Origin of the sequence: Bradyrhizobium aeschynomenes, assembly GCF_013178945.1 — a bacterium.
In the GTDB taxonomy this organism is placed as follows: domain Bacteria; phylum Pseudomonadota; class Alphaproteobacteria; order Rhizobiales; family Xanthobacteraceae; genus Bradyrhizobium; species Bradyrhizobium aeschynomenes.
Map to the genome: position 1 here is coordinate 377,877 of NZ_JABFDM010000001.1, position 12,372 is coordinate 390,248.

14 protein-coding genes are annotated in these 12,372 nt (G+C 64.4%); 3 read left to right on the forward strand and 11 right to left on the reverse strand.

Annotation, left to right across the window (positions count from 1 at the left end; all coding sequences use genetic code 11):
- Positions 1 to 3: 3 nt before the first annotated feature.
- A complete protein-coding gene (locus HL666_RS01660) occupies positions 4 to 357 on the reverse strand; it encodes a hypothetical protein (protein WP_172131653.1) in 354 nt (117 codons plus the stop codon).
- A 19-nt stretch (positions 358 to 376) separates the two neighbouring features.
- The gene (locus tag HL666_RS01665; protein ID WP_172179563.1) at positions 377 to 1,435 is read right to left on the reverse strand and encodes an alpha/beta fold hydrolase; all 1,059 of its coding nucleotides are present in this window, start codon (positions 1,433 to 1,435) and stop codon (positions 377 to 379) included.
- A 93-nt stretch (positions 1,436 to 1,528) separates the two neighbouring features.
- Between HL666_RS01665 and HL666_RS01670 the strand changes: the two genes are divergently transcribed.
- Positions 1,529 to 1,801 carry a DUF2277 domain-containing protein gene (locus HL666_RS01670; protein ID WP_172111101.1) on the forward strand — a complete coding sequence of 91 codons (273 nt, stop codon included), beginning with the start codon at positions 1,529 to 1,531 and terminating at the stop codon, positions 1,799 to 1,801.
- A gap of 55 nt (positions 1,802 to 1,856) precedes the next feature.
- On the opposite strand, the gene HL666_RS01675 is transcribed toward HL666_RS01670, so the two are convergent.
- Both HL666_RS01675 and HL666_RS01680 read right to left on the reverse strand, forming a co-directional pair.
- Positions 1,857 to 2,396 (reverse strand): collagen-like protein, encoded by a 540-nt coding sequence (locus HL666_RS01675; RefSeq protein WP_172179565.1) that lies wholly within the window; start codon positions 2,394 to 2,396, stop codon positions 1,857 to 1,859.
- A 161-nt stretch (positions 2,397 to 2,557) separates the two neighbouring features.
- Complete coding sequence (locus HL666_RS01680; protein WP_172179567.1) at positions 2,558 to 2,827, reverse strand: helix-turn-helix domain-containing protein; 270 nt, start codon at positions 2,825 to 2,827, stop codon at positions 2,558 to 2,560.
- A 467-nt stretch (positions 2,828 to 3,294) separates the two neighbouring features.
- On the opposite strand from HL666_RS01680, the gene HL666_RS01685 reads away from it, so the two are divergent.
- Positions 3,295 to 3,735 carry a hypothetical protein gene (locus HL666_RS01685; RefSeq protein WP_172111098.1) on the forward strand — a complete coding sequence of 147 codons (441 nt, stop codon included), beginning with the start codon at positions 3,295 to 3,297 and terminating at the stop codon, positions 3,733 to 3,735.
- Between the two features lie 853 nt (positions 3,736 to 4,588).
- On the opposite strand, the gene HL666_RS01690 is transcribed toward HL666_RS01685, so the two are convergent.
- Complete coding sequence (locus HL666_RS01690) at positions 4,589 to 5,089, reverse strand: mismatch-specific DNA-glycosylase (RefSeq protein ID WP_172180169.1); 501 nt, start codon at positions 5,087 to 5,089, stop codon at positions 4,589 to 4,591.
- 111 nt (positions 5,090 to 5,200) lie between these two features.
- Here HL666_RS01690 and HL666_RS01695 point away from each other — a divergent pair, with 111 nt between their 5' ends.
- Positions 5,201 to 5,821 carry a glutathione S-transferase family protein gene (locus HL666_RS01695; RefSeq protein ID WP_172179569.1) on the forward strand — a complete coding sequence of 207 codons (621 nt, stop codon included), beginning with the start codon at positions 5,201 to 5,203 and terminating at the stop codon, positions 5,819 to 5,821.
- A gap of 30 nt (positions 5,822 to 5,851) precedes the next feature.
- On the opposite strand, the gene HL666_RS01700 is transcribed toward HL666_RS01695, so the two are convergent.
- The 6 genes from HL666_RS01700 to thiC all read right to left on the reverse strand — a co-directional run bounded on the left by HL666_RS01700 (position 5,852) and on the right by thiC (position 12,311).
- Positions 5,852 to 6,121, reverse strand: coding sequence for a hypothetical protein (locus tag HL666_RS01700; RefSeq protein WP_172111095.1), 270 nt, complete (start codon positions 6,119 to 6,121; stop codon positions 5,852 to 5,854).
- Positions 6,122 to 6,324: 203 nt separating this feature from the next.
- Positions 6,325 to 6,582, reverse strand: a complete 258-nt coding sequence (locus tag HL666_RS01705) for a hypothetical protein (protein WP_172111094.1) — start codon at positions 6,580 to 6,582, stop codon at positions 6,325 to 6,327.
- Positions 6,583 to 6,695: 113 nt separating this feature from the next.
- Complete coding sequence (locus HL666_RS01710; protein ID WP_172179571.1) at positions 6,696 to 8,018, reverse strand: acyltransferase family protein; 1,323 nt, start codon at positions 8,016 to 8,018, stop codon at positions 6,696 to 6,698.
- Between the two features lie 515 nt (positions 8,019 to 8,533).
- Positions 8,534 to 8,920: a RidA family protein gene (locus tag HL666_RS01715; RefSeq protein ID WP_172179573.1), complete on the reverse strand. Its 387-nt coding sequence runs from the start codon at positions 8,918 to 8,920 to the stop codon at positions 8,534 to 8,536.
- A gap of 66 nt (positions 8,921 to 8,986) precedes the next feature.
- Entirely contained in the window at positions 8,987 to 10,183 is a 1,197-nt protein-coding gene (locus tag HL666_RS01720; protein WP_172179575.1) for a HEPN domain-containing protein, read from the reverse strand.
- Positions 10,184 to 10,409: 226 nt separating this feature from the next.
- Positions 10,410 to 12,311 (reverse strand): phosphomethylpyrimidine synthase ThiC, encoded by a 1,902-nt coding sequence (gene thiC, locus HL666_RS01725; RefSeq protein WP_172179576.1) that lies wholly within the window; start codon positions 12,309 to 12,311, stop codon positions 10,410 to 10,412.
- Positions 12,312 to 12,372 lie beyond the last annotated feature (61 nt).

Here is a 12,372-nt window from a genome sequence, read left to right on the forward strand (position 1 = left end):
AGCTCAGACGGCATCGGCGGGCACGAAGCAGCTGATGATGATGTCGCCGCGGTGATGAACATACCATACCACCGCCTCGCCGATCGGATTGCCGCGGTCGCGGATGATGGCGCGCTCCGGCACCGCCATCCAGCGCCCCTCGATCGGCACCCAATAGGTGCCGTCCCGCACGTCATAGATCGTGCGGTGGCCGTCGGAGACGTCGCAGCAGGGCACGCCGTTGGGGGCGATCACGCTCTTGAACCAGGCGCGAATGTCGGGCGGCACGTTCTCGAACTGGCCGTTGTCGATGGCGAGCGCGCGGCTCGCGCAGGCCAGGGAGCCCATCAGAACAGCGGCCAGCGTCGCCTTGCGCATTCGTCCGTCCCTTCCGAGCTCAGGTGCCCCGCTGCGGCGCCGTGGCGAGCAGCTCGCGCAGCGGCTCCACATAGAATTTCGCGTTGCCGGTGGTGAGGTGGCCGCGCGTTTCGGGCGATGTCGGGATCAGCAGGACCTTGCCGTTGGTCACGCGCTTCATCGCCTCGGTGGTGACGCCCGTCTCCGGCGGATTGCGCTCGTCGTCGGCCGAGTTGATCAGCATGACGGTGGCCTTGATCTTGTCGAGATCGGCGGCCGGATTGTAGTCGTGCGAGGACTCCCACTGATAGATGAAATCGTTGGCGTCGGTGGGGATCGGCGTGGCCAGCCGCTCATCGACCATCTTGTCGGCCTTGGCCGCGGTCGGCGCCGCCAGCTGATAGGCGATGGTGCCGCCGGCGGTGGCCGTGCCATACGCCGTGACGGCATATTTCATCATGCGCGGCTGCGCCGTGTAGTTGCCGCCATTGTAGTCCGGATCGTTGCGGATCGTCTCCAGCATGATCCGGCGCAGCATCCAGTTCCGGGCCGCCATCTCGGTCGGCTGCGAGGCCATCGGCACCGCGACATCCATGAAGTCCGGGTAGCGCGTCGCCCACACCCAGCTATGCATCCCGCCCATCGAATTGCCGATCACGAGGCGGACGTGCTTGATGCCGAGACCCTCGGTCAGCAGCCGGTGCTGCGCGTCGACCATGTCGGCATAGTCATAGGCGGGAAACCTGGTCTTCAGCCCGTCCGACGGCTTCGACGATTTGCCGTGGCCGATGCTGTCGGGGATGATGATGTAGTACTTGGTCGCATCGAGCGGCTGGTCCTTGCCGAACAATTCGCCCGCAAACGTCGCACCCAGCATGCTGGCGCCCGAGCCGCCGGTGCCATGCAGCACCAGGACCGGCTGGCCGGTGGGCTCGCCGACGGTCGTGTAGTGCAGCTTCAGCTCGGGCAGCGTTTCGCCGGTGTGAAACTTGAAATCCTTGACGACGAAGTCGCCCTGCTTCGGGGCGGGATAATCGGCGGCGCGGGCCGGCGCGCAAAAAACCACGGCGGCGAAGACGGCGGCAAGCGGTCGGAGCATGTGTTTCCCCTGCAAATGCGCGGCTCTTTGCGGCCGCGTCGGAGGCATGATAGCACGGTCTTCGACCTGGTTCAGCACCGGATTGGTCCCGTCATGTGCCGCAACATCAAGACGCTGTTCAATTTCGAGCCACCGGCGACGGAGGCCGAGATTCAGGCCTCCGCGCTGCAATTCGTGCGCAAGCTCTCCGGCTTCAACACCCCGTCGCAGGCCAACGAGGCCGCCTTCGCACGTGCGGTCGAGGAGGTCGCCGAGGCGGCGCGGCGGCTCCTGACCTCGCTGCACACCCAGGCGCCGCCGAGGGATCGCGAGATCGAGGCGGCCAAGGCGCGCGAACGGTCCGCGATCAGATTCGGCAAGGGCTGAGACCACAGCTTTCGCGTGATGTCGCGGCAGCGCGGCGACGCTCAGAACCCGACGCTCAGAACCCGTCGTCGTCGCCGTGGTCTTCGCCCTGGTCGTCGCCGGCATGCTTGCCGTGCTTCTTCTTCTTTTTCTTGTGCTTCTTCTTTTTCTTCTTCTTCGGCACGTCGATCGCGTGCGGATCGTCGTCCTCGAAGGCCTCTTCCAGCGCCTCGTCATGCTCGGTCGATGCGAAGATGTCGCGCACCGCGATCAATTGCGCGTCGCGCTCCTGCGCCTCGCGATCCCTGTTGCGCTTGTAGTCGTCATAGGCGGCGAAGATCTGCTCCAGCCAGGGCATCAGCTGATCGATCGTCGGCAGCGTGCCGGGCTCGCCCTGTGGCCCCTGCGGTCCGGCCGGGCCCTGCGGCCCCGGCTTGCCGGGCGGTCCGGCATCGCCGCGCGGACCTTGCGGTCCCGGCTTGCCTTGCGCGCCGGGCTTGCCGTCGGGACCGGGCTTGCCGCGCTGCCCATCCGGTCCGCGCCGTCCGGGCTGGCCTTGCGGGCCACGTGGACCTACGGGGCCCTGCAGGCCGCGTCCGGCCGGATTCTTTGCCACTACCGCAACTCCGCTACACACCTCTGATTCGCGGCGAAGCCTAACAGAGCCGCGACGAGGCCAGCAATTGCAGCAGGGCTGCGAGGCCGATTGATCAACATCAATCGACGCCGCATCCTGATGAGTTCCACGCGATGGGATATCGCGTGGCCGCCATTGGTTCAGGCCGAATAGGCCGGCACCGCGATGCCGTCGGCCGTGTAGATGCGGATCTTGTTCCGCAAGGTGCGCACGGGCATGCCGAGCAGTCGTGCGGCATGGGTGCGGTTGCCGTTGCAGCGCGCCAGGGTCTGAACGATGAGCTCGCGCTCGATCTCGGACAAGGGCGTGCCGATCAACAGCGGCAGAACCTCCGCGGCGGAGCGCGACGGTGGCATGGCAAGGGGAACGAGTGAAGGACTTGCGGAATCGGCTGACAACTCTTGCGACATAACTCCTCCCGATCAACGCCCGCGCCTGAACTCGAGAGAGCGACGCGAAAACATCGAGACCAACTGAACACCCAGCCCGTAAATCACCGTGGTCGGACAAGGTTAATGGGGCCTTAACACCGGCCGCGGGCCATGGCGCTGCGGCCAAATACCCCGAAATCGCCTTGGTTTCGCTGATGTCTCGGCCCAATTCGCCGCCGACGCGCCGCACTGGCCCTGGCCTCGCTGCGCAGAGCGGCTCGACGAGGGCCCACTCCCGCATGTCGATCGCGCCGTGCCGGCCGGGCTCCATTGCCGTCCCGCGAGGGCGGCATTTCCGACACACTGACGGCGCGGCATGCGTGCCGCCGCGCAAAGGGCTAAATTCGGCCCGATCGATTCGCTTGGTGGGGCATCATCGGCATGCGTGGCCATCGGATGACCTCAAGTTCACGCAGTCCACATTCACTTCGCTGGAGACTTCATCCATGAAAATTGCATCCTTGCTTCGCGGTCTGTTGGTGGCGTTGACGGCCGCGACGGGCGCCATCCTGCCGGCCACGGCGCACGCGGATGGCGGCTTCATCACGCTGACCATCTACAAGGCAGGATGGATCATCGGCGGCTCCGGCGGCAGCGGCGTGCTGAACTTCCACGGCCGCGCCTATCCGCTGTCGACCGGCGGGCTCGACTGGGGTCTCGTCTTCGGCGGCTCGCGCACGGTGCTGCGCGGCCGCGTCAGCAACATCTGGCGTCCTTCGGACGTCGAGGGCGTCTACGGCGCTGCCGGCGCCGGCCTTGCGGTCGGCCGCGGCGTGCGCGGCATCGTGCTGACCAACCAGAAGGGTGCCGTGCTCGAGCTGTCGGGCGAGCAGATCGGCCTGCTGGCCAATGTCGATCTGTCGGGACTGGCGATCACGATCAGGTAGTCGCGGCATGGGTGAGGTGCCTGACATCAGCAACGGCGCCGCAACTAACAACCGGTGTCGTCGCCCGGTCAGGCCGGGCGATCGAGTACGCCGCGGCTCATCGGCTCGATCGCAGCTGCCTCTGGAAGACTGGATCGCCCGGTCAAGCCGGGCGATGACAGTTGTGATGGTCGCAAGCATCCACCCTTGTCGTGCATCTTGCTCTCCACCACTCCACCTTTCATGAAACCGCGTTCTCGCCGCACCTCGTGCGCGAGGGATGCATCGTGAGAGCCCCATCGAAATTCGAGAGGGGCAGGGAAGGCCGGGAGCTCGCCGCTCCCATGGTCCGCGTGCAACAAGAAGCACGCGGCAGAACCACAGGTTCGGCGGAGACATCCCGGCCTTCCCTGCGCGCATGGTCTGACGGCTTATACGTGGTCTCCCTGGTGCGCCGGCTTGTTGGCCACCATGGCACGCGCCAAGCTTTCGCATGAGCGCCTGCGTGATACCAGCGTCGGGGTATCAGGACATCACGACTTCGCCGTACGTGACGGCCGGCGCTCGTCCGGCGCAGCCCTCACGTCCACCGCGGCCCACCTCCACGTATCGTGACGACGCGTACGTCCCTCTGCATGAGGCGGGTTGCGCGAGAACATCGTCCTGATTTGCCCGACATGACAAGCGCTGATGGCTGCGACAAACCAACACGACGGGCAGTTCGTGCATGGGGTATATGCGACGATTGCCCGTCGGGCGGGGTGGGAAAGATGCAATCATCCGCATTGTTCTCGTCGGTTTCAGCTCATCCCTGTCGCAATGATCATGATGTTTGCTAGTCATCGCCCTCGGCATCAGGCGACACTCGCTCGCATCACCGCTGACCGACATGCACCGCCAGCTCCCGCCACGGCTGCAACGTCCACGCCCCCGATGCCGCCCCGGACGGTGACGCGAGCACGAACACCGTCGGGAAATCCGCATGCTCCGGTTGGCGCCCCAGCGTGATGGCGATCGTCGGTCTGCCGTAGAACAGGCTCGCAGCCTTCTTGCTGGTGAAGGCGATCGTCGCCGGCCGATAGTGCCGGATCTTCGCGATGAAGCCCGCGACGTCGACGCCCGCTTTCAGCGCGACATGGTCCATCCCCGCGCCCAGCTTGCACAGATCGGTGAAGCCGATGCCGAGCGACAGCAGCGCCGGAAACTCCGCCGGCTGATACAGCCGCGGCGTCAGGCCGACGTCATGCAGCGTGCGCCAGAAGCGGTTGCCGGGATGCGCATAATAGTGGCCGGTCGCGGCCGAGCGCTCGCTGGCGGCGGTGCCGACGAAGACGAGGCGCAGGCCGGGCTGGAGCTGGTCGGGCAGGCGGTCCATCGCGCGCTTGTCGCATTGTTGCACTGTCTGCAACAAGCCATTGATGCGGCGCGGCGTTGTTGATCGGGCGGCCTCGGCTTAGACCATGCGGCACAGCAACGGGAGCACCTGATGTCGCAACGCCGCCTCTACCACTTCGCCTTGTCGGGCCACGCGCATCGCGCGCGGCTGATGCTGAGCCTGCTCGCGCTGCCGTGCGAGCTCATCGACGTCGATCTCAAGGGCGGCGCGCACAAGCGGCCGGATTTCCTGGCGCTCAATCCGTTCGGCCAGGTGCCGGTGCTGGTCGACGGCGACGCCGTGATCCCCGATTCCAACGCGATCCTGGTCTATCTCGCCGGCCGCTACGACAGCTCCGGCCGCTGGTGGCCGCGCGATCCGCTGGGGCAGGCGCAGGTGCAGCGCTGGCTGTCGGCGGCCGCCGGTCCGCTGGCGTTCGGTCCGGCGGCGGCGCGGGTGGCGACATTGTTCGGGGCCCCGCTCGACATGGCCCGGGCGCACCAGATCGCCAACAATCTGTTCGCGGTGATGGAGCGCGAGCTCAGCGTTCGCCCGTTCCTCGCCGGCACGACGCCGACCATCGCCGACGTCGCGCTCTACAGCTACACCGCGCACGCGCCCGAGGGCGGCGTGTCATTGACGCCCTATCCCAACGTCAGGGCATGGCTGGCGCGGATCGCCGCTCTGCCCGGCTTCGTGCCAATGCAGCCGAGCGCGGTCACCGCGGCCTGACCGCCAGGGGCGAGCGCGTGCGGACGCCGCTTACAGGAAGCAGCGGCGCTCGTCGCGCAGCTTGAGCTGGATGTTGGTGGCCTCGACGAAGGTCGGCACCGGCTTGGAGACGATCTTGTACGTCGACGGCCATTCCACCGGCTTCGACTGCAAATCGGTGTTCCAGATCTGGCAGATGCCGGTGTTGTCCCAGCGGATCACGTAGTAGCCGCTCTTGGGGGCAGGCGCGGCGAGGGCCGGCGCAGCGATCGAGGCGGCCGCAACCGCAGCGGCAACGGCGAGAGAGGTCAAGCGACGCATCGTCAATCTCCTGGAACGAACCAACCCAAAGCATCATGGCTGCACGCCGCGGTCCTTGCGGCCGGCGGCGGCAACCAGAGCGAAGTGGTGCGACAAAAGCGCCATCAAGGCAAGGCGCCAGGATCAGCCGTTCACAGCCATGTCAGTGATCTCAGTGGGCGATATCGTGCCCAGGCGGCGGAGCGCAGCTTTGCCGGTCGTGTTTACAGCGTGCACCGTCCCTGTCGGCGCAGCTTGACCTGCAGCGTGACGGCGTCGTTGAAGGTCGGCACGGAACGGCTGATGACCTGGTAGCGGGACGGCCATTGGATCGGCCTGAATGTGAACGCCTCGCTCCAGACCTGGCAGACGCCGGTGTTGTCCCAGCGAAGGATGTAATAGCCGGCTTGTGCGGGGGCGGCGGCAACCAGCGCCGCAACTGCGCAAGCGCCCGCGAGAGCCATTGTGGTGAAACGAGACATCGTGAAAACTCCGGCAACAAACAGGCCCCAGCCGTCGGGCGCCTTGTCGCGGCGGTGTCGTTCGTTTTGAAGGCATTGACGGCCGCGTGATGCGGCAAATCCGCGCGCCGCGCTCAGCGCCCGGCCATCGAGCGATGGCGTGCGGGAGCGCTGGCCGTGTCGGGCTGCGAGGCCTGTCGCGAGGCGAAGCCGAGGTCCGGATTGCCGATGGGCTCAGGCCTGAACCGCGAAGCCCCGACCGGGACCGGAATGGCGGTCGTGTTCGGGGGGGCTGCTGGCTGGGCCGGCGAGGCTTGCGACTTGCGCCGCAGAAAGTGCCGCTCCAGCAGGGCGTAGGACAACGTCGCGGCGATGATCGACAGCGGCAGTCCGACCAGCAGCCGCAGCGGCCACCACAGCCCGTAGCTGTCGAGGAAGTTGAGGATCGGCAGGTGCCAGAGATAGATGCCGTAGAAGATCCGGCCGAGGAAGATCGCGACCGGCATCTCGAAGATGCGGTGGAGGATCGTGCCGTGGCTGCGCGCCAGCATGGTCAGCACGAGGATGCCGGGCAGCACGCCGCACACCATGCTGCCGAACAGATAGTAGTTCATGCTCGGCCCGTCCGCCGCCCAGAACACGAAGGTGACCGTGCCCCAATAGAGCAGCAGCGGCCAGGCCAGCTTCGGCCACAGCCGGTCGAGCGCGGGAAAGGCGCCCGGCGGCACCAGCCGCAGCACGACGGCCATCGCGCATCCCGCCATCAGCGCGTCGGCGCGGGTGTCGAACGCGGTGTAGAGCCGCCGCCACTCCGCGCCGCCGAGCACCAGCGATACGCGCCATGCCCAGATCGCCGCCGCAATGGCGCAGATCGCGCCGACCAGCCGCCAGGTCACGCCGAAGCGTTTCACCAGCAGGGCGAAGGTCAGCGGCCACAGCAGATAGAACTGCTCCTCGGTCGACAAGGTCCAGGTGTGACCGATGTCCTCGATCGTCTTGGGATCGAACACGTACCAGTAGTTGGCGATGTAGCCGAGCGCGATCGCGGCGCGCTCCAGCGCCGGCAGGAACGGCGGCCGCAGCAGCCAGGTGAACAGCAGATAGGCGCCGAGCATCAGCAGCAGCGGCGGCACGATCCGCGCGAAGCGCCGGGCGTAGAACTGGCGGAAGCGGATCTGGCCGTGCTTGTCGATGTCCCGCAGCAGCAGCCCGGTGATGTAATAGGCGCTGGCGACGAAGAACAGGTCGATATACAGCACCGCGCCCGGCACCAGCGTATGCGACACATGCGCCGTCACCACCCCCAGGGTCATCAGCCCGCGCATGCCGTCATGCGAGGGCACGTAGCCGAGCGGATAGACCTGCGCCCGGAAGGCATCGCGGATGGCGTCACGGAGCGACACGGCGGCATCGCGCAGGAGACCGGGCAGGGCGTGGATCGGCCAAAGATAAAACATTAATCGGGAGATTTTCGGATATAATGTTTCGGATTATTTTATAATATTTAAAAATTAAATGTGGCGCAAGAGGAGAAATAGAGCCGTGTGGGGCAGGACGACGCAGGGTTGCAGCGGGAATGGGCAGACGTGCGCAGTTTTGGGCGGCCCCAAGCCACGCAATGGTCCGCCACGGGACGCGCGCTGTCAGGCGGACAAAGCCGTAGGCCGCAGGCGGCAGCGTGCTCACCAGCAAGCCGCAAGCACAGCAGTCAGATAGAGGCCCAAAAAATGCTGCCGAGCGCAACGCTGCCCGATACAGCGCCCTCGCCCGTTGCGGGAGAGGGCATGTAGGGCCTCTCAGCACCCTCGGTTGGGTGAGGGGTCTCTCTCCGCGAGCGCGACTCGCCGAAGCATACCCCTCACCCAACCGAGCCCGCCGCGCTGTCCTACATGCCCTCTCCCGCAAGGGGCGAGGGCGCAGTCACGCGCACCGCGCAAGTAGCTAGAGGCAGCAGTTAGCCTGTGGCACTCCGCTACGCCTTCCCCACCGCCGCCACCCCCTCGATCTCGATCAGCATCTTCGGATCCGGCAACGCCACCACCACGCACGTCGTCCGCGCCGGATACGGCGCCGGCCCGAACGCCGCGGCATAGAGCCGGTTCGTCGCCGCCACATCGGCCGCGCGCGTCAGCAGCACGTTGACCTTGACGAGATCGCGAAGGCCGGCGCCGCCCTCGGTCAGCACGCGCGTGAAGTTGGTCACGACATTGGCGAACTGCGCCTCGAACTCATCGGGCAGGTTGCCGTCGGCATCGAAGCCGGGAATGCTGGAGATGAAGAGGAGGTCGCCGATCCGGGTGCCGAAGGAGAGCGGCGGGGCTTTGATGTGCGGTGGGGAGGGGATGTGGTGGATGGGCATGGAGCCTCGGGCTGCTAGTTGATCAATTCACACTGCGACTTCGTTGTGTCGCTGCTATCACTATATTCAGAGATTTAGGCTTCTCCAATTTGGATAGCCGCCGAGATCAATAACCTTGAGAATTGCCAAGCGACATAGCTGATCGAATTCCTCCAGTCGGGATTGTTGCGCGGCGTTTATCCTGCCAGTGTGAGCGGCGCTTGATCTGGCGTCGTACATGGCGCGAAACGCTTTGTATTTCTCTTTTCTGTCGGCGGGATCCGTAGCTATGAGATAAGCGCCACGTTCAGAATATCGCCGACTGATATGCTTCTTAACTGGAGGTCCGTGCAAAAGGACAATCTCGCCTGCGATACCCAGATCGAGCGCCGTATCTGCCGATGGAGTATGAACTCGCGATCGTCGGAGTCGATCTATAGCAAGTTCGGTTGGTGTTTTGATGTTTGAGGGTAGGGACAGTGCCGATCTGTAAACTTCGCTGGCCAAATGCGCATCGACGGGCGAGCAAGTTTCAACCCGAGGTTTGGGTGTTTCCTCAAACGTTCCGCCCGCTCCGTAGCCGCCCATGCCTTCATAAGGAATGGCGGGATGATCAAGCCAAGATATTTGCCATCCGCAGCTAAAGGGACAACCGCTAGACAAAGTTAGCGCGCGAAGGAGGGCGGTTATTTTTTCTCCGGCGTTTTGCGATGTCCGGATGTTACTTTCTATGGAGCCATCGAAGATTTCAACATTGTTAGAAAGAAGTGCGCACAAGTTGGGTTTTGGGGTCGGAAGTTCGCCCATCTTGACGATAGCTTGGCCCCAACGGTCGATTCCAAACACTATCTCTCGTGCCAAAGATGGTGGCGCCTCTACGGCGGGCATGATTGCAACGTCTTCGCTTATCGCTATTTTCTTCGTGACTCCCGCGCCAAAAATTCCTACGTATGTCAAACTGTTGCAGACAGAGGTCTTTGCCAGATCCAGAAAGTCCGCGATAATTGCATCGACAGGCCGTTTTGCAAGTAAGTGATGAATTGAAGCTGTGGCTAGTTGCCAGCTTGAAACTCTGCTGCTTGAAGTAGTTGTATTCAAGTTTCTATTAAACAGTGCTGTCAGTTGCGGGAGCTGATCCATTGCTATCGCGATAGGTTCCGTCAAAAAGCTCTCAAAGTAGGGCATCGGGAATCCGCCTTTTAACAGGCTGGGATAGTGCGGCTGGCCGGGCTGAATCAATCTCGACGCGTTTTCAAGTGCCGACTTGAGGATGTCCAGAGTCATAGGTGGAGCTCGTGTGGCTTGTATTGCCAGCTTCGCATGGCAGCGAATCGGTCCATTTTGATTGTACCGAAAGCCATTCTCTAGGTGAGAGACGGGAGTCGTGCTTCAGATTATGATTGAATTTTATCGGAACTTCATCAAACCAAAAAGCCGGGCTTGCGCCCGGCTTTGATGGATGGCCGGGTCAAGCCCGGCCATGACGATGGTGGGAGCGGAGCGGGCGTCGTCAGGACAACGCCTTGTTGCTCTCCTTCACCTTCTCCGCGTCGAGATACACGCTGCCGCCCATTTCCTTGAACTTGGCGCTCATCTGGGCCATGCCGTCCTCGATGGTGCCGCTGATCGTCATGCCGACCGTCGCGGGATCATTGAGCGTGGCGGCGTAGTCGCGGACGTCCTGGGTGATCTTCATCGAGCAGAATTTCGGGCCGCACATCGAGCAGAAATGCGCGACCTTGTGGGCTTCCTTCGGCAGGGTCTCGTCGTGGAAGCTCTTGGCGGTGTCCGGGTCGAGGCCGAGGTTGAATTGGTCGGTCCAGCGGAACTCGAAGCGGGCGCGGGAGAGGGCGTCGTCGCGGAGCTGGGCTGCGGGATGGCCCTTGGCGAGGTCGGCGGCGTGGGCGGCGATCTTGTAGGTGATGACGCCGGTCTTGACGTCGTTGCGATCCGGGAGGCCGAGATGTTCCTTCGGCGTCACGTAGCACAGCATCGCGCAGCCGAACCAGCCGATCATGGCAGCACCGATGCCCGAGGTGATGTGGTCGTAGCCCGGCGCGATGTCGGTGGTCAGCGGCCCGAGCGTATAGAACGGCGCCTCGCCGCACTCCTTGAGCTGCTTGTCCATGTTGATCTTGATCTTGTGCATCGGCACGTGGCCGGGGCCCTCGATCATGACCTGGCAGCCCTTGTCCCAGGCGATCTTGGTGAGCTCGCCCAGGGTCTCCAGCTCGGCGAACTGGGCGCGGTCGTTGGCGTCGGCGATGGAGCCGGGGCGCAGGCCGTCGCCCAGCGAGAACGAGACGTCATACTTGCGCATGATGTCGCAGATCTCGTCGAAATGGGTGTAGAGGAAGCTCTCCTTGTGATGCGCAAGGCACCACTTCGCCATGATCGAGCCGCCGCGGCTGACGATGCCGGTGACGCGCGACGCGGTGAGGTGGATGTATTGCAGCCGCACGCCGGCATGGATGGTGAAGTAGTCGACGCCCTGTTCGCACTGCTCGATCAGGGTGTCCTTGTAGAGCTCCCAGGTCAGCGCGACCGGATCGCCGTTGCACTTCTCCAGCGCCTGGTAGATCGGCACGGTGCCGATCGGCACCGGCGAGTTGCGCAGGATCCATTCCCGCGTCGTGTGGATGTTGCGGCCGGTGGAGAGATCCATCACGGTGTCGGCGCCCCAGCGGATCGCCCACACCATCTTGTCCACTTCCTCCTCGACCGACGACGTCACCGCCGAGTTGCCGATATTGGCGTTGATCTTGGTGAGGAAGTTGCGGCCGATGATCATCGGCTCCAGCTCGGCATGGTTGATGTTGCAGGGGATGATGGCGCGGCCGCGCGCGATCTCGTCGCGCACGAACTCCGGGGTGATGAAGGCGGGCACGGACGCGCCAAAGCTCTCGCCATCGGCGAGTGCGGCCTCGGCGCGTTCGAGCTGGACCTTGCGGCCGAGATTTTCGCGCTCGGCGACGTAGATCATCTCCTTGGTGACGATGCCGGCGCGGGCGAATTCGAGCTGGGTGATCTTGTGGCCGTCGAGGCCGCGCAGCGGCTTGTGATGCGCGGTGAACGCCTTCGCCGCCTTGTCGGCGCCGACATTGCCGTTGTCCTCCGGCTTGATGTCGCGGCCGACATATTCCTCGACGCCGCCGCGCTCCTTGACCCAGGCGGTGCGGTTGCGCGGCAGGCCGGCGTTGACGTCGATCGTCACGGACGGATCGGTGTAGGGGCCCGAGGTGTCGTAGACCGGCAGGTTCGGCTCACTGGCCGCTTCCGACAGGATGATCTCGCGCAGCGGCACGCGCAGATCGGGCGCGGCGTCGGGGGTCGCGTAGATCTTGCGCGAGGACGGCAGCGGGCCGGTGGTGACGGCGGGCAGGGTGGTGTCGGGATTGGAGCGGATGTTCATGGGATCCTCCTTCTCAATTGTTGTTGTCGGAGTGAATGGGGGACGTCATTGCGAGGAGCGT